Source organism: Haloechinothrix halophila YIM 93223 (assembly GCF_000504245.1).
In the GTDB taxonomy this organism is placed as follows: Bacteria; Actinomycetota; Actinomycetes; order Mycobacteriales; family Pseudonocardiaceae; genus Haloechinothrix_A; species Haloechinothrix_A halophila.
Genome location: NZ_KI632509.1, coordinates 1,387,921 through 1,403,258 on the forward strand (window position 1 = coordinate 1,387,921; position 15,338 = coordinate 1,403,258).

The 15,338-nt window shown below is 68.2% G+C and carries 16 protein-coding genes; 8 read left to right on the forward strand and 8 right to left on the reverse strand.

Features of this window, described 5'->3' with window-relative positions:
* Positions 1–90 precede the first annotated feature (90 nt).
* From AMYHA_RS06475 to AMYHA_RS06495, 5 genes are all read left to right on the forward strand, one after another.
* Positions 91–1,236, forward strand: coding sequence for an acyl-CoA dehydrogenase family protein (locus tag AMYHA_RS06475; RefSeq protein ID WP_034268988.1), 1,146 nt, complete (start codon positions 91–93; stop codon positions 1,234–1,236).
* Positions 1,237–1,331: 95 nt separating this feature from the next.
* Positions 1,332–2,123 (forward strand): SDR family oxidoreductase, encoded by a 792-nt coding sequence (locus tag AMYHA_RS06480; protein WP_034268991.1) that lies wholly within the window; start codon positions 1,332–1,334, stop codon positions 2,121–2,123.
* Positions 2,124–2,130: 7 nt separating this feature from the next.
* Positions 2,131–2,745 (forward strand): TetR/AcrR family transcriptional regulator, encoded by a 615-nt coding sequence (locus AMYHA_RS06485; protein ID WP_034268993.1) that lies wholly within the window; start codon positions 2,131–2,133, stop codon positions 2,743–2,745.
* 22 nt (positions 2,746–2,767) lie between these two features.
* Entirely contained in the window at positions 2,768–3,919 is a 1,152-nt protein-coding gene (locus AMYHA_RS06490; RefSeq protein WP_034268995.1) for an acetyl-CoA C-acetyltransferase, read from the forward strand.
* 113 nt (positions 3,920–4,032) lie between these two features.
* Entirely contained in the window at positions 4,033–4,578 is a 546-nt protein-coding gene (locus AMYHA_RS06495) for a hypothetical protein (protein ID WP_034268997.1), read from the forward strand.
* Positions 4,579–4,693: 115 nt separating this feature from the next.
* Here the strand turns inward: AMYHA_RS06495 and AMYHA_RS06500 are convergent, their stop codons facing one another.
* The 5 genes from AMYHA_RS06500 to AMYHA_RS06520 all read right to left on the reverse strand — a co-directional run bounded on the left by AMYHA_RS06500 (position 4,694) and on the right by AMYHA_RS06520 (position 8,683).
* The gene (locus tag AMYHA_RS06500; RefSeq protein WP_034269000.1) at positions 4,694–5,050 is read right to left on the reverse strand and encodes an MmcQ/YjbR family DNA-binding protein; all 357 of its coding nucleotides are present in this window, start codon (positions 5,048–5,050) and stop codon (positions 4,694–4,696) included.
* A gap of 137 nt (positions 5,051–5,187) precedes the next feature.
* Complete coding sequence (locus tag AMYHA_RS06505; RefSeq protein WP_034269003.1) at positions 5,188–6,198, reverse strand: NAD(P)H-dependent flavin oxidoreductase; 1,011 nt, start codon at positions 6,196–6,198, stop codon at positions 5,188–5,190.
* A gap of 104 nt (positions 6,199–6,302) precedes the next feature.
* Entirely contained in the window at positions 6,303–7,073 is a 771-nt protein-coding gene (locus AMYHA_RS06510) for a CoA-transferase subunit beta (protein ID WP_051399603.1), read from the reverse strand.
* A complete protein-coding gene (locus tag AMYHA_RS06515) occupies positions 7,070–7,927 on the reverse strand; it encodes a CoA transferase subunit A (protein ID WP_034269005.1) in 858 nt (285 codons plus the stop codon). The genes AMYHA_RS06510 and AMYHA_RS06515 overlap by 4 nt, the downstream gene beginning before the upstream one ends.
* Positions 7,928–8,683, reverse strand: coding sequence for an enoyl-CoA hydratase family protein (locus tag AMYHA_RS06520; RefSeq protein WP_084036885.1), 756 nt, complete (start codon positions 8,681–8,683; stop codon positions 7,928–7,930).
* A gap of 103 nt (positions 8,684–8,786) precedes the next feature.
* On the opposite strand from AMYHA_RS06520, the gene AMYHA_RS06525 reads away from it, so the two are divergent.
* Entirely contained in the window at positions 8,787–9,548 is a 762-nt protein-coding gene (locus AMYHA_RS06525) for an SDR family oxidoreductase (RefSeq protein ID WP_034269011.1), read from the forward strand.
* 76 nt (positions 9,549–9,624) lie between these two features.
* On the forward strand, positions 9,625–10,530 hold the full coding sequence (locus tag AMYHA_RS06530; protein ID WP_034269013.1) for an SDR family oxidoreductase: 906 nt from the start codon (positions 9,625–9,627) through the stop codon (positions 10,528–10,530).
* Between the two features lie 226 nt (positions 10,531–10,756).
* On the opposite strand, the gene AMYHA_RS06535 is transcribed toward AMYHA_RS06530, so the two are convergent.
* Genes AMYHA_RS06535 through AMYHA_RS06545 form a run of 3 tightly spaced genes read right to left on the reverse strand, consistent with a single transcriptional unit; the run spans position 10,757 to position 13,846 of the window.
* A complete protein-coding gene (locus AMYHA_RS06535; RefSeq protein WP_034269015.1) occupies positions 10,757–11,824 on the reverse strand; it encodes an NAD(P)H-dependent amine dehydrogenase family protein in 1,068 nt (355 codons plus the stop codon).
* Between the two features lie 5 nt (positions 11,825–11,829).
* Positions 11,830–12,642, reverse strand: coding sequence for an SDR family oxidoreductase (locus tag AMYHA_RS06540; protein WP_034269018.1), 813 nt, complete (start codon positions 12,640–12,642; stop codon positions 11,830–11,832).
* 43 nt (positions 12,643–12,685) lie between these two features.
* On the reverse strand, positions 12,686–13,846 hold the full coding sequence (locus AMYHA_RS06545; RefSeq protein ID WP_034269021.1) for a steroid 3-ketoacyl-CoA thiolase: 1,161 nt from the start codon (positions 13,844–13,846) through the stop codon (positions 12,686–12,688).
* Between the two features lie 236 nt (positions 13,847–14,082).
* On the opposite strand from AMYHA_RS06545, the gene AMYHA_RS06550 reads away from it, so the two are divergent.
* Entirely contained in the window at positions 14,083–15,309 is a 1,227-nt protein-coding gene (locus tag AMYHA_RS06550) for a cytochrome P450 (protein WP_034269024.1), read from the forward strand.
* The last annotated feature ends 29 nt before the right edge of the window (positions 15,310–15,338 follow it).

Sequence of the window (15,338 nt, forward strand, 5' to 3'; positions counted from 1 at the left end):
ACCCGATACGACCGTCGCACGGGCTACCGAGCAAGTGCTTGGTAGAGTAGCCTACGCAGTGATGCCCCGGTTTGACCAGAGAGGCGGCCGATGGAACCTGACGAACAGTTCCGCACCCGCATCCGCGACTGGCTCGCCGACAACCTGACCGGCGAGTTCGCTGACCTGCGCGGGCGCGGCGGTCCCGGCAGGGAGCACGAGGCGTTCGACGAGCGTGTCGCGTGGGAGCGCCACCTCGCCGCCGCCGGATGGAACTGCATCGGCTGGCCGGTCGAGCACGGCGGGATGGGTGCCACGCTGGCACAGCAAGTGATCTTTCACGAGGAGTACGCCCGCGCCAACGCGCCAGCCAGGGTCAGCCACCTTGGTCAGGAACTGCTCGGACCCACGCTGATCGCGTTCGGCACGCCGGAACAGCAGCGCAGGTTCCTGCCCCGCATCCGCGACGTCGAGGAGTTGTGGTGCCAGGGCTACTCCGAGCCAGGAGCGGGCTCCGACCTGGCCGCGGTCGCTACCACCGCCACCCGCGATGGTGACCACTGGGTCATCACCGGCCAGAAGGTCTGGACGTCGTTGGCGCACGTCGCCGACTGGTGCTTCGTGCTCGCCAGGACCGAGTCCGGCTCGCGACGCCACCATGGACTGTCCTATCTGCTCGTCCCGATGCGGCAGTCCGGTGTGGAGGTCCGGCCGATCACCCAGCTCACCGGGACCTCTGAGTTCAACGAAGTCTTCTTCGACGGCGCGCGCACCGACGCCGACCTGGTCGTTGGTGAGCCGGGCGATGGCTGGCGGGTGGCGCTGGGCACGTTGGCGTTCGAACGCGGCGTGGCCACGCTCGGCCAGCAGATCGGCTTCCGCAGGGAACTCGACGCGCTCGCGGACGAGGCGCGGCGCAGCGGCGCCGATGCCGATCCGTCGATCAGGGAGGGACTCGCCAGGGCACGAGTCGGGCTCGACGTCTTGCGCGCGCACGCCAGGCGCACCCTCGGCGACACCGCTACCGGCACCGCGGAGGTGAGCAAGCTGCTCTGGGCGAACTGGCACCGTGACCTGGGCGAGCTGGCGATGCGGGTCAGGGGCGCCGCATCGCTCACCGCCGAGCCGGAGCTGGACGACTGGCAGCGGCTGTACCTGTTCAGCCGTGCCGACACGATCTACGGCGGCTCCAACGAGATCCAGCGCAATGTCATCGCCGAGCGCGTGCTCGGGCTGCCACGAGAGGTGAAGCCATGACGACTGCTCGCAGGTCGGAATCATCAGACCCGACGACTGCTCGCAGGTCGGAATCATCAGACCCGACGACTGCTCGCAGGTCCGATTCATCGAACATGACCACGACCCCGCCCATCCCGCCGTACCCCAAGGGTAAGGACCTGCTCGCCGACAAGGTCGTCGTCGTGACGGCGGCCGCGGGTACCGGCATCGGCTCCGCCGTCGCGCAACGCAGCCTGGAAGAAGGCGCACGCGTCGTGATCAGCGACTGGCACGAACGGCGTCTCGCGGAGAAGGCCGACGAACTCGCCGCCGATCACGCGGACCGGGTGCACGCCATCGCCTGCGACGTCACCAGCGAAGACCACGTGCAGTCCCTCATGGATGGTGCCGCGGACCACTTCGGACGCATCGACGTCCTGGTGAACAACGCCGGGCTCGGTGGCACGAAGTCCATCGTGGATATGACGGACGATGAGTGGTCCCGGGTGCTCGACGTGACCCTCAACGGCACGTTCCGGGCCACCCGAGCGGCGCTCCGGCGGTTCATCGATCAGGGCGGTGGCGGCGCGATCGTCAACAACGCCTCGGTAGTCGGCTGGCGGGCGCAGGCCGAGCAGTCGCACTACGCGGCGGCCAAGGCTGGCGTGATGGCGCTGACCCGATGCGCCGCTGTCGACGTCGCCGAGCACGGCATCCGGGTGAACGCGGTCGCGCCGAGTCTGGCGATGCATCCGTTCTTGGCCAAGGTCACCACCGACGAACTGCTCGCTGAGCTGGAGAAACGCGAGGTGTTCGGCAGGGCGGCGCAGCCGTGGGAGGTCGCTAATGTGATGGTGTTCCTCGCCAGCGAGTACGCCTCGTACCTGACCGGCGAGGTGATTTCGGTCAGCAGTCAACATCCGTGAGGACCTGATGAGCCCAGCCAAGAGCGCCAAGCAACCCTCGTCCGGCAGGCGAGCCGAACTGCTCGCCCTGGCCTGCCGATTGTTCGCCGAGCGAGGCTTCCGTGCGACCACGGTGCGTGACATCGCCGACGCGGCGGGCATCCTCTCCGGCAGCCTGTACCACCACTTCGACTCCAAGGAGTCGATGATCGACGAGTTGCTGCGCGGGTTTCAGGACGAGTTGTTCGGCCGGTACCGCGAGATCGTTGCCAAGCAACTCGGTCCACGAGAGACACTGCGCGCCGTCATCACCGCGTCATTCGAGTCGATCCACAAGCATCACGACGAAGTGGCGATCTACCAGAACGAAGCGCAGTATCTCGCGCAGTTCCCGCGCTTTTCCTATTTGGAGGAGCGCAATGTGGAGTTCCACGAACTGTGGACGTCCATTCTGGCCGATGGCGTGCGCGCTGGTGACTTCCGAGCCGACTTGGACATCGAGGTCGCCTACCGGTTCATCAGGGACACGGTGTGGGTCGCCGTCCGCTGGTACAGCCCGGGCGGCTCACTGACCGCGGAAGACGTCGCGGAGCAGTACCTGCGGATCCTGCTCGACGGGATCTCCGCGAAACCGACACAGTAGCGACACAGCAAGGAGCGGAGCATTGGCTGAAGCGTTCGTGATCGACGCGGTCAGGACACCGGTCGGCAAGCGTGGCGGCGGGCTGAGCGAGGTGCACCCCGCCGACCTGGGCGGGTATGTGCTCACCGCGTTGCTGGACCGGGCGGACGTCGATCCGGCGCTGGTGGACGACGTGATCATGGGCTGCGTCGACACCATCGGCGGCCAGGCGGGCAACATCGCGCGGTCGGCGTGGCTCGCGGCAGGGCTGCCGGAGCATGTGCCCGGTGTGACGGTGGACCGGCAGTGCGGATCCAGCCAGCAGGCGATCCACTTCGCCGCGCAGGCGGTGATGTCCGGAACGTCCGATCTTGTCGTCGCGTCCGGCTTGCAGAACATGAGCCAGATCCCGATCAGCGCGGCGATGCTGGCGGGCAGGGAGTACGGCTTCGACGACCCGTTCTCCGGCTCGGCCGGTTGGCACAAGCGTTACGGCGACGTCGAGGTGTCGCAGTTCCGCAGCGCCGACATGATCGCCAGGCACTGGGACCTGACGCGCGAGGCGATGGAAGCCTACGCGTTGTCCAGCCACGAGCGCGCTATCGCCGCGATCGACGCGGGACGGTTCAACGCCGAGCTAGCCCCGCTGGGCGGCTGCACCGTGGACGAATGTCCCCGCAGGTCGACGTCCCTGGAACGGATGGCGTCGCTGGAGCCGCTTGCCGAGGATTCGCGGATCACGGCGGCGGTGTCCAGCCAGATCTGCGACGGCGCGAGCGCGGTGCTGCTCGCCTCGGAGTCGTTCGTGGCTGAACACGGGCTGCGCCCGCGCGCGCGGGTACACCACCTGTCGGTGCGGGCGGCCGATCCGGTGTGGATGCTGACCGGGCCGATCCCCGCGACCCAGCACGCGCTCCGCAGGACCGGTCTCGGCATCGGCGACATCGACCTGTTCGAGGTGAACGAGGCCTTCGCCAGTGTGGTGCTCGCCTGGCTGGACGAAACGGGCGCCGACCGGGACCGCGTGAACGTCAACGGCGGCGGGATCGCGCTCGGCCACCCGATCGGCGCGACCGGAGCGAAGCTGTTCACCACGATGCTGCACGAACTGGAACGCCGTGGCGGCCGGTACGCGCTGCAGACCATGTGCGAGGGCGGCGGCACGGCGAACGTGACGATCATCGAACGGCTCTGAGAGGCAGCGTTCCCGAGGGTTTCTCGACGTGGCTGAGCGACGAGCTGGCGCTGGCTCGCGGTTGACACGTTCGTGGCATTGTCATCGAACATAGATTCGATAACAATGGAAGCATGGCGGAGTTCGTGCAGGTCGGCAGCGCGGCGGGGGTCTTGATGCTTCCCGCCGGAGTGGCTGGTGAGCGGCAGATGTCGGAGCCGGCCTCGCGCGACTTCGTGTGCACGGCGCGTTCGGGAGCTGAGATCGCGCGGCTGACCGATTGCGGTGAGTTGGTCGACACGCTGGCGGCCGTGCGGCGGATGCGGGCGCGGGCGGATGCCATCGAGGCGCACACCCTGTCTCGGTTGGCCATGTTGCGCAGCGAACCTACCGGTGAGGTCGATCCCGACACGGGCAGGCCGGTGTGGCGGGAGTCGCGGTACCTGCCCGATGAGGTCGCGTTGGAGTTGCGGGTCACGCGTCGTCAGGCAGAGACCCGGTTGGAACGGGGCACGGCGCTGGTGCGGCGGTTTCCGCGGTTGCTGTCCGCGATGGCCGACGGTGAGCTTGAGGGCTATGCGGCGGCTGGAGTTCGACCCGGACACCGGCGTCGCCACCATCACGAGCCCGACGGGCCGCACGTACACCAAAGCCCGCAGGCCCATCGTCGAACGACCTGACACCACACGTGACGAGAGCACGCGAGAACGGATTATCCACCCGCCAGGAGCGGACCCACCGTTCTGACACCGACGGGTCAGCGGTCCTGTGTGGCCCGCGATGTGTCCGGTCGTCTCACGACGCGTCCGCCGCGGGCCGCTTGGCCTTCGGCAGTGAGGCGACCACCAGGTCGTAGGAGTCTTCGATCATGTCGCGAACTAGCTGTTCCGGCACGGTGCCGTCCAGCACGACGGTGTTCCAGTGTCGTTTGTTCAGGTGGTATCCGGGTGTGATCGCCGGATAGGTCGCACGCAGTTGCTCGGCTAACGGCGGGTCGCACTTCAGACTGACGCTGAGCGGGTCGCCGTCCAGTGCGCTGATCGCGAAGAGCTTGCCGCCCACCTTGAACACCGAGTGCCGTTCGTCGAACGGGAACTCCTCCCGCGCGCCGGAGAAGCTCAGGCACAGCGCTTTCAGTTCATCAGCCGTCATGGCGCGCAGCCTACGGCGCGGCACTGACAGTCTCCGGTGGTGACGACGCCGCAGCCGGTCTGAACTGGTGGATCTTGATGCTGTTTGGCGATACGTATAGCCAAACAGCATCAAGATCGCGAGGTGAGTTGAACGCGCTACGGCAATGCCGCGATCCGTTTCTCCGCCTCGCTCACCACGGACTCGATCAGCTCCGCGACGGATGGCAGGTCGTCCAGCATGCCGACGACCTGGCCGGACGCCAGCACCCCCGCGTCGGTGTTGCCCTCGACAAGGCCCGCCCGCAGCAACATTGGCGTGTTGGCCGCCATCAGCAGCTGCGACCAGTCGCGATCGCCGGAGCGTCGCGTGGCAAGGCCCTCTCGCAGCAGACCATGCCAAGACACGCCGGTGAGCCGTCTGAACCGCAGCGTGTTCCGAGCGGCGCGCGCTAGCCCGCGCACCCGGCCGGAGCGCTCGAGCGCGTCGACCAGCTCGGTGCGCAACACCCGGTGCGGCATGCCGTCCACCTTGGTGGTGACCACGGTGTCGCCGAGCCCGCGCGTCAGGTATGCCCGCTTGACCTCGTCGGGCACGGTGCTTTCCTTGGTCAACAAGAACCGCGTGCCCATACCGACACCGGAAGCACCGTAGGCGAGTGCCGCGGCGAGCCCTCGGCCGTCGAAGAACCCGCCAGCCGCGATCACCGGGATGTTCACGGCGTCCAGCACCGAGGGCAGCAGCAAGGTGGTCGCCACACCGCCGGTGTGCCCACCGCCCTCGCCGCCCTGCACGATCACCGCGTCCGCGCCCCAGTCGGCGACCTTCGCCGCGTGCCGAGCCGCGCCGACCGAGGGGATCACCACGACGCCGTTGTCCTTGAGCTTGCCGATCATCTCCTTGCGCGGGGCGAGCGCGAACGACGCCACCCGCACACCCTCGTTGATCAGCAGGTCCACCCGCCGCTGCGCGTCCTCGGCGTCCGCGCGCAGGTTCACGCCGAACGGCGCGTCGGTGCGTGCGCGTACCTCGCGGATCGCGGCGGCCAACTCGTCGTAGGTCATCGTCGCCGATGCCAGGATGCCGAGCCCGCCTGCCTGCGCGGTCGCGGTGACCAGCCGGGGGCCGGCGACCCATCCCATGCCGGTCTGCACCACCGGGTGCCGCATACCGACGAGATCGGTCAGCGCGGTGCGTAGCGGCGCACTCGGTGGCTCTGATTCGGACCCACGAGCAGTCGTCGGTGGCTCTGATTCGGACCTGCGAGCAGTCCTCATGACGGCACTTCCTTGTCCCGTGTGGTTTTCGGGTCCACGACCTCCCGGATCAGCCGCAGCTCCTCGGCGTCCGGTAGCCGGGTCTCGGTCGTCCGCGAGGTGTCGAGCGGGAACGACGTCTGCTCCAGTACCTCGTCGACGCTCACGCCGGGGTGCACCGAGACCAGCCGCATCGACCGATCCGGCGTGTCGAAGTCCAGTACGGCCAGGTTGGTGACCACCCGGTGCACGTCGTGGAACCGGCTCGCCGCCTGCCCTGCCTTGTGCGCGTTGTCGTAACCGACACCGGACACCACGTCCACGGCGTCGACGAACACCCGCTTGCTGTGCTTGGGGGTCCAGTAGCTGGTGCGGTGGTTGACGGTGTTGCCCGGTGCGCCCCTGACCCCGAGCAGCTGCCGGTCAGGGCGGGCGTGGTCACCAATGGCCGAGATGTTCTGGTTGCCGAAGCGGTCGATCTGATTCGCGCCCATGACGACGTGCCGCGTGCCGTGCGGTACGACGACGTCGAGCACCTTCTTGAATGGCTGCCAGCCCTCGACCTGCCCGTCGGCGTCGAGCAGGTAGGCCTCGCCGTCAGAGAGCAGCAGTCCCGGCGCGAACGTCAGCCGCGCCAGTTTGGCGCCGAGCGAGGGGATGAGCCCCATCGGGCTGGCCACGATCTCGCCAGCGTCGCGGAACAGCTCGGCGCAGGCCACAACCGCCACCTCGGCGCGGGTTACGTCGTCACCATTGTCCGATGATTCGGACCTGCGAGCAGTCGTCATGCCGCCGCCTCCTGAAATCGGGTCACTTCGGACTGATACGTCGTCTCGTCACCGGACAAGAAACGGTCCACAAACGACGGCCACGCTTCCGGGTCCTTGGCGCAGGCGACGTAGTGCCGTTGGAACGCCTCGTCGCGGCCGTAGTCGGGGGCGGCCGAGGTGAAGTGCGCGCCGTGGGGTGCTGCGACCACCCCGGTCACCGCGCCCCGGTTGAGCAGTAGCGACTGCGCCGGCGCGGACGACAAGTCCGCGGTGTCCACAACACGCTCGGCGGAGACGAAACACCGGTCGGCCGCGAGCGCGAAATCGTCGTCGAAGTACGGGTCTGGCCCGAGGTACTGCGCGTTCCCACGCGCATCCGCCCGGTTCAGGTGCACCAGTGCGACATCCAGTCGCAGCGCGGGTACGGCCAGGAGCTCCTCGCCGTCAGCGTACGGCGAGGTGACGGTGCGTAAGTCCGGATTGGTCGTGACCACATCGGACCCGAGTCCCGCGCGCATCGGCAGGAACGGCAGTCGCTTGACCGCCGCCGATAGTCCAGCCGCGACCATGCCCTCGTCGTACTCCGTGACATCGATGGCACCGGACTGCCGTGCCCGCGCGAAGTGCGGATCGAACGGCACCGAGTCGAGCGTGACGAACCCGAACACCAGCTTGCGGATCTTGCCCGCCGCGGCGAGCAGTCCGACGTCGGGGCCGCCATAGGAGACGACGGTCAGATCCTTGACGTCGGTACGCAGGATCGCGCGGATCAGCGCCATCGGCTTGCGCCGCGAGCCCCAGCCGCCGATCCCGATGGTCATCCCGTCGCGGAGTTCGGCCGCCACCTCGTCGGCGGTCATACGTTTGTCCATTCAGGCTCCCGTGCTGTTGCCGAGGAAGTCCTGGCGCGCGGAGTCGGAGACCCCGGCCAGGTTGAGTTCGAAGGTGAAGCCCTGCTCGAAGCGATAGCTGCGATGCACGTCCTGCGGGTCGATGCCATTCAAGGCCTGCTTGGCCTTGCGGATCACCCTGGTGTCCTTGGTCGCGATGTCGCGTGCCACCGCCAGCGCCGCGTCGTCAAGCTCGTCGCGCGGCACGACCCGGTACACCGAACCGTGGTGGTGCAACTGCTGCGCGGTGATGGTGCTCGCGGTGTAGTACAGCGCCCGCATCAGGTGCGGCGGTACCAGCCTGGCGAGGTGAGTGGCCGCGCCGAGCGCACCCCGGTCGACCTCGGGCAGGCCGAATGTCGCGTCGTCGCTGGCCACCACGACGTCGGCGTTGCCGACCAGTCCGACGCCGCCGCCGAGGCAGTAGCCGTGCACGGCGGCGATCACCGGCACCTCGCAGTCGTAGACCGCGGAAAACGCGGCGGCACAGCCGTGGTTGGCGCCGATGAGCGCGCTGTAGCCGTCGCTGGCCTCGATCTCCTTGATATCGACCCCCGCGTTGAAGCCACGGCCCTCGGCGCGCAGCACAACAACGTGGCAGCCGGGGTCGGCGCCTGCCTTGCTGATCGCGGCCGCCACGTCGTACCAGCCCTGCACGGTGAGCGCGTTGACCGGCGGTGCCGCCATGGTCACCACGGCGATATGCGGCTCGGGTTCGGTGGTGCTCACTGCGGGCACATCGACCTCCTGCTACCTAACCTAGCACTTGCTTGGTACAGTAGCAGCCGCACCGGGCCTCCCGGTAGTCCCGGCAGTTCGAGCTCGACGGAAAGGTGCGCCGATGGCCGTATCGCTGGACTTCGACGGCGCGATCGTGCTGGTCACCGGCGGAGTGCGCGGGGTAGGCGCGGGAATCACGCGGACATTCGCGCGGGCGGGCGCGACCGTGGTGACCTGCGCCCGTAACCGCCCGGAGTCCCCGCTGGAGCACGCCCAGTTCGTTTCGTGCGACGTGCGGGAACCCGAGCAGGTCGACCGCATGGTGGACGGCGTCGTCGCCGAGCACGGCCGCATCGACGTGCTGGTCAACAACGCCGGTGGCGCGCCGTTCGCGCTGGCCGCCGACGCCTCGCCCCGGTTCCACGACAAGATCGTCGGGCTCAACCTGCTGGCGCCGCTACTGGTCGCGCAGCGGGTCAACGCGGTCATGCAACAGGGGGCTGGCGGCGCCATCGTCAACGTCAGCAGCGTCAGCGGCACCCGGCCCTCACCGGGCACCGCGGCCTACGGAGCCGCCAAGGCAGGGCTGGACAACCTCACGGCCAGCCTCGCCGTGGAGTGGGCGCCAAAGGTGCGAGTGAACGCGCTCGACGTTGGCATGGTCCACACCGAACAGTCCGAACTGCACTACGGAGACGCGGACGGTGTCGCGGCCGTCGGCGCGACCGTCCCACTGGGACGTCTCGCTGATCCCGGCGAAGTTGGCGCGTGCGCACTGTTTCTCGCATCCCCGCTCGCGTCCTATGTCAGCGGAGCCACACTCGCCGTCCACGGTGGCGGCGAGCGACCCGCGTTCCTCGACGCGGCACAACCCAGGGTCTGATGCTTCGGACCTGCAAGCAGTCCTCAGGGTCTGATGCTTCGGATCCGCAAGCAGTCCTCAGAGGAAAGGAGCACTCGTGAGCGGCATCGTCAAGGACAGGGTCGTCATCGTCACCGGAGCTGGCAGGGGGATCGGCCGCGCGCACGCGCTGGCGTTCGCGGGTGAGGGAGCGGCCGTCGTCGTCAACGACGTCGGGGTCGCGCTCGACGGCACGGGCCAGTCGGCGGGACCGGCGCAGCAGGTGGTCGACGAGATCACCGCGGCTGGCGGGCGTGCCGTGGCCAACACGGACGACGTCGCCGACTGGGACGGTGCGGCGAGCCTCGTCGGCACCGCGCTCGACACCTACGGGCGGCTGGACGTGCTGGTCAACAACGCTGGGTTCCTGCGCGACCGGATGCTGGTGAACCTCGCGGAGGACGAGTGGGACGCGGTGATGCGGGTGCACCTCAAGGGGCATTTCGCGCCGATGCGGCACGCCGCGGCGCACTGGCGCGCGGAGAGCAAGGCAGGCAGGCAGCCGGACGCGCGCGTGATCAACACCAGCTCGGGAGCCGGGCTTCTCGGCAGCATCGGACAGGGCAACTACTCGGCCGCCAAGGCGGGTATCACCGGGCTGACGCTGGTGGCCGCCGCGGAGTTCGGGCGCTACGGCGTGACCGTCAATGCCATCGCGCCCGCCGCGCGGACCAGGATGACCGAGGATGCGTTCGCTGAGGACATGGCCGCCCCCGACGGTGGGTTCGACGCGATGGCGCCGGAGAACGTCTCGCCGCTGTTGGTGTGGCTGGGCAGCACCGAGTCGGCCGGGGTGACCGGGCGGGTGTTCGAGGTCGAGGGCGGCCAGGTGTCGCTGGCGACCGGCTGGCATCACGGACCACGCCGGGACAAGGGCGCCCGCTGGGAGCCCGCTGAACTGGGGCCGGTGGTGGAGGAATTGATCGCCGAGGCTCCGGAGCCGGAGCCCGTGTACGGGGCGTGACGTGACGGGGCGCGTGGTCCCAGAGGCGATCACGCGCCCCGAGGAGCACTTCGCCGGGGAAATCGCGAGATCGACGTCGGTTATAGAACGACTTGTCCGGTCTGCTGGGCAATATGCCCGGCGAAGTCTCCCGAGGGATCAGTGTCGTCCGATTGGCGACAGAGCGCGCCGGTCGGCATGCGGGAGGTTGGTCCGTGGCGACAGGACCAAACGTGCGATGTGCCGATTACGTGGCGCGAACTCGCCCCGGCACGAGCGGAAGGTCGAGCGCGGTCAACAGCCCCGGTGGCGCGGCGATCACCGCGGGGATCGCGTTGACCAGCCGCATGGCGGTTGCCTTGAGACCCGCCGTGTTGTGGTCGCCATCAGTGCCGAGTAACCGCAGGTCAAGCGTGTAGTTCGGCTCGCCACTGACCACTACCCGGTAGCAGCCCTGTCCGGCGGGCTGCGGCCAGTCGGGACCAAGGTCGTCCCGCAACCGGGTGACGTGCTCCAGCACCACGACGGGACGGCCACCTCGCATGCCGCGTACCTCGAACCGCAGCGCGGCCGCGGTGCCTTCCGGAATGGTGCCGGAGGCGATGTCGAACGTCTCCGGCGCGGGCAGCCGTTCCACCTGCTCGGTGACCTCGTCGAGCGTGACGTCCAGCCCCGCGGCGAGCTGCCGCACGACGCTGCCCCACGCGAGCGACAACACACCCGGCTGCAGCAGCATCGGGACGTCGTCCAGTGGCTTGCCGAAGCCCATGATGTCGAACAGCACCTGGGCGTTGTCATAGGTGGCGTAGTTCAGGATCTCCAGACAGCGCACCTCGTCGATGCGCTCGCTGATGCCGGTCAGGGCCAGCGGTAGCCAGTCGTTGGCGAATCCAGGGTCGATGCCGTTGACCCACAGCGACGCCCCGCCTTCGGTCGCTGCCTGCCGGATCGGTTCGACCATCTCGTCTGGCACGGTGCCCTCCGGGTACTGCAAGAACACCGGGCCGGACGAGACGACGTTGATGCCCGCGCGCAGGAACCGGCACAGGTCCTCGATGGACTCCTGGATGCGGTGGTCGGCCATCGCGGTGTGCACGATGCAGTCCGGGCGCGACGTCAGTAGCGCGTCGGCGTCGGTGGTCGCGGCGACGCCAAGCGAGTGGCCGAGCCCAGCCAGTTCGCCGGCGTCCTTACCCGCCTTGGCGTCGCTGGACACCCACACCCCCGCCAGGTCGAGGTCGTCTCGTGCGTCGATGCCCGCGATCGCGTGCCGTCCGACGTTGCCGGTGCTCCACTGCACCACTCGATAGCCCATGTGTGTCACTCCAAGTCGGGGAGGCCGAGGTCGAGGTTCGGTGTCTCCAGTCCGCCGTCGACCTCGAGCACCTTGCCGGTCACGTACCCGCCAGCGCGCGACGTGAGGTAGAGGATCGCCGCGGCGATGTCCTCCACCTCGCCGATGCGCCGCAGCGGTGTCGCCTGCTCCATCGCGGTGCGGATCTCGTCGTTCTGCGCGACGACGTCCAGCGCGGACGTCATGATCGAGCCGACCGAAATCGCGTTGACCCTGATCTTGGGCGCCAGATCGCGCGCGGCCAGCTTGCTCCAGTGCGCGAGCGCCGCCTTGGCAGTGCCATAGGCGAGGTAGCCGCGTCCGCTGACCCGTCCGACCACAGAGGACACCGTGACGACCGAACCGCCGCCGGTTTCCAGCATCTTCGGCACTGCTGCTTGGGTCAGTGTGTGCGCGGTGGCGACGTTGAAGTGGAAGGCGTCCTTGAGTTCGTCCGGCTTGGTGGTGAGGAACGCGTTCGGCATGCTGCCGCCGACATTGTTCACCACGATGTCCACTCTGCCCAGTGCATTGTGGGCGGTGTCCGCGAGTGCGGCGACCGCGTCCAGATCGGACAGATCAGCCGGGACGACGACGGCCTTGCGGCCCAACGCGGTGATCTTTCCCGCGATCTCATCCAACTGCGATTCGGTGCGGGCGGAAAGCGCGACATCCGCCCCCGCCTCGGCCAGTGCGAGAGCGGTGGCAGCCCCGATGCCGCGACCCGCGCCGGTGACGATGGCGGCCTGCCCGTCGAGCCGGAAGCGACCCAGGATCGACTCCGGATTCGGCGATGTCATGGTGTTGCTCCCTCGCGGTGGTCGTCGGCGGCGATCGGGTGCCTCAGACGCGCTCGATGATCGTGGCGGTGGACATCGCGCCCCCCGCGCACATGGTGATGAGTGCCGTGGCGGTGTCGGTGCGTTCCAGTTCGTGCAGCGCGGTGGTGAGCAGTCGCGCGCCGGTGCTGCCGACCGGGTGGCCGAGCGCGATCGCGCCGCCGTTGACGTTCACCTTCGCCGGATCGGGCTGATGCACCCGCTGCCAGGACAGCACCACCGACGCGAACGCCTCGTTGACCTCGAACAGATCCGGGTCGCCGATGCTCATGCCCGCGCGGGTCAGCACTCGTTCGGTCGCCGAGATCGGGCCGTCAAGGTGGTAGTAGGGTTCCGCGCCGACCAGTGCTTGCGAGATGATCCGCGCCCTCGGCGTCAGGCCGAGCGAACGGGCTTTGTCCTCGTCCATCAGCAGCACCGCCGCCGCGCCGTCGGACACCTGCGAGGAGCTACCCGCGGTGTGCAGACCGCCGTCGAGTACCGGTTTCAGCTTCGCCAGCCCGTCCAGTGTGCTTTCGCGCGGGCCCTGATCGCGCTGCACCAGCCGGGTCTCCCCGGTGAGCTGGCCGTCACTGATCACCGGCGCCTTGACCGGGACGACCTCCCGCTCGAATCGGCCCTCTTCCCACGCCGCGAGTGCTTTGCGCTGCGAGTCCACCGCGAACCGGTCGACGTCCGAGCGGGTCAGGCCCCGCCGGGTGGCGATCCGCTCTGCCGCCTCGAACTGGTTCGGCATGTCGATGTCCCAGGACGCTGGGCGCGGTGTGCCGATGTCGGTGCCCCGGTTCGCGCCGAGCGGTACCCGGCTCATCGCCTCGACGCCGCAGGCCACGCCGACGTCGATGGCCCCGGTGGCGATCAGGCCCGCGATCAAGTGTGTCGCCTGCTGGGCCGAGCCACACTGCGCGTCGATGGTCGTTGCGCCAGCCGCCTCGGGCAGTCCGGCGTGCAGCCACGCGGTGCGGGTGACGTTGCCCGCCTGCTCGCCCGCCTGTGTGACCGCGCCGCCGATGACCTGCTCCACCAGCGCGGCATCGACTCCGGCGCGGTCGAGTAGCGCGCGCTGGACGGCACCGAGCGTCTCGGCGGGGTGCAGGCCTGCCAGCCAGCCGCCTCGCTTGCCGATCGGGGTGCGTGCCGCGTCGACGATGACTGGGTTGCCCACCGGCTCCTCCTGAAGAGTCGTAGTACTGACTCAAAGTTAGAACATGTTCTTTTTTTCGGCAATAGCGCGTGCCAGTGGATCGGCAACAACCACAGGTCGACGGCGGTAATGCCGGTGATCTTGGCGCGTCGGGGAGTAGCGAAAGGTTGTTCTCGTGGGTTCTCATCGTGGCGAACCTGTGCTTCAATCGTCGGTAGAACGTGTTTCACAAGGCTGTGTGGCGCAGGAGGTAACCCGTGGCAGCTCCGCTCATTCCGGAAGGCTTCGACTTCACCGACCCGGACGTCTGGGCCGAGCGGGTCCCGATCGAAGAGTTCGCGGCGTTGCGCAAGGCGGCGCCGGTGTGGTGGTGCCCGCAACCGCCTGGCCGGAGTGGCTACGACGACGGCGGCTACTGGGTGGTCTCCCGCCTGGCCGATATCAAGGAGATCTCCAAGCACCCTGAGGTGTACTCCACCTGGGAAAACACCGCGATCATCCGGTTCAACCCCGAGATCACGCGTGATGAGATCGAGATGCAGCGGATGATCCTGATCAACATGGACCCGCCGCAGCACACCAAGGTCCGCCGGATCATCTCCAAGGGCTTCACGCCACGGGCCGTCGAGAACCTGCGCGCCACGCTGACCGAGCGGGCGGAACGGATCGTGCACGATGCGAAGAAGCGCGGCAGCGGCGACTTCGTCGAAGAGGTGGCGTGCGAGCTGCCGTTGCAGGCGATCGCCGAGCTGATCGGGGTGCCACAGGAAGATCGAGGCAAGATCTTCGACTGGTCCAACGAGATGATCGGCTACGACGATCCCGAGTACGACATCGATCCGGTCAACGCATCGACCGAGTTGATGGGCTACGCCTGGAACATGGCGGAGGAACGCCGCAAGTGCCCGGTCGACGACATCGTCACCAAGCTGGTCAACGCCGATATCGACGGGGAGTCGCTCGGCTCGGAGGAGTTCGCGTTCTTCGTCATCCTGCTCGCCGTCGCGGGCAACGAGACCACCCGTAACGCCATCACCCACGGCATGAAGGCGTTCCTCGATCACCCCGAGCAGTGGGAGCGCTACAAGGCCGAGCGGCCGAGGACCGCGCCGGACGAGATCGTGCGCTGGGCAACCCCGGTGAGCGCCTTCCAGCGCACCGTGCTGGCGGACACCGAACTCGGTGGCCAGCCGATTCGCGAGGGCCAGCGGGTCGGGCTGTTCTACGCATCGGCGAACTTCGACGAAGAGGCGTTCGACAACCCGTACGAGTTCGACGTCTTCCGCGACCCGAACCCGCACGTCGGCTTCGGCGGCACCGGAACGCACTACTGCATCGGGGCGAACCTGGCGCGGCTGGAGATCGACCTGATGTTCAACGCGATCGCGGACGCCATGCCGAACATCCGCGAGCTCAAGGAACCAGCTCGGTTGCGTTCCGGCTGGCTGAACGGCATCAAGCACTACCGGGTCGCCTACTCGTAACTCGTTCCCGACGTCACTGGAGGCCGCCG

What these genes read in the sequence shown, in the direction of transcription:
- AMYHA_RS06475 (WP_034268988.1), top strand. Translation starts at nt 91, where the DNA reads ATGGAACCTGACGAACAGTTCCGCACCCGCATCCGCGACTGGCTCGCC.
- AMYHA_RS06480 (WP_034268991.1), top strand. Translation starts at nt 1,332, where the DNA reads ATGACCACGACCCCGCCCATCCCGCCGTACCCCAAGGGTAAGGACCTG.
- AMYHA_RS06485 (WP_034268993.1), top strand. Translation starts at nt 2,131, where the DNA reads ATGAGCCCAGCCAAGAGCGCCAAGCAACCCTCGTCCGGCAGGCGAGCC.
- AMYHA_RS06495 (WP_034268997.1), top strand. Translation starts at nt 4,033, where the DNA reads ATGGCGGAGTTCGTGCAGGTCGGCAGCGCGGCGGGGGTCTTGATGCTT.
- AMYHA_RS06500 (WP_034269000.1), bottom strand. Translation starts at nt 5,050, where the DNA reads ATGACGGCTGATGAACTGAAAGCGCTGTGCCTGAGCTTCTCCGGCGCG.
- AMYHA_RS06505 (WP_034269003.1), bottom strand. Translation starts at nt 6,198, where the DNA reads ATGCGGCACCCGGTGGTGCAGACCGGCATGGGATGGGTCGCCGGCCCC.
- AMYHA_RS06510 (WP_051399603.1), bottom strand. Translation starts at nt 7,073, where the DNA reads ATGACGACTGCTCGCAGGTCCGAATCATCGGACAATGGTGACGACGTA.
- AMYHA_RS06515 (WP_034269005.1), bottom strand. Translation starts at nt 7,927, where the DNA reads ATGGACAAACGTATGACCGCCGACGAGGTGGCGGCCGAACTCCGCGAC.
- AMYHA_RS06525 (WP_034269011.1), top strand. Translation starts at nt 8,787, where the DNA reads ATGGCCGTATCGCTGGACTTCGACGGCGCGATCGTGCTGGTCACCGGC.
- AMYHA_RS06535 (WP_034269015.1), bottom strand. Translation starts at nt 11,824, where the DNA reads ATGGGCTATCGAGTGGTGCAGTGGAGCACCGGCAACGTCGGACGGCAC.
- AMYHA_RS06540 (WP_034269018.1), bottom strand. Translation starts at nt 12,642, where the DNA reads ATGACATCGCCGAATCCGGAGTCGATCCTGGGTCGCTTCCGGCTCGAC.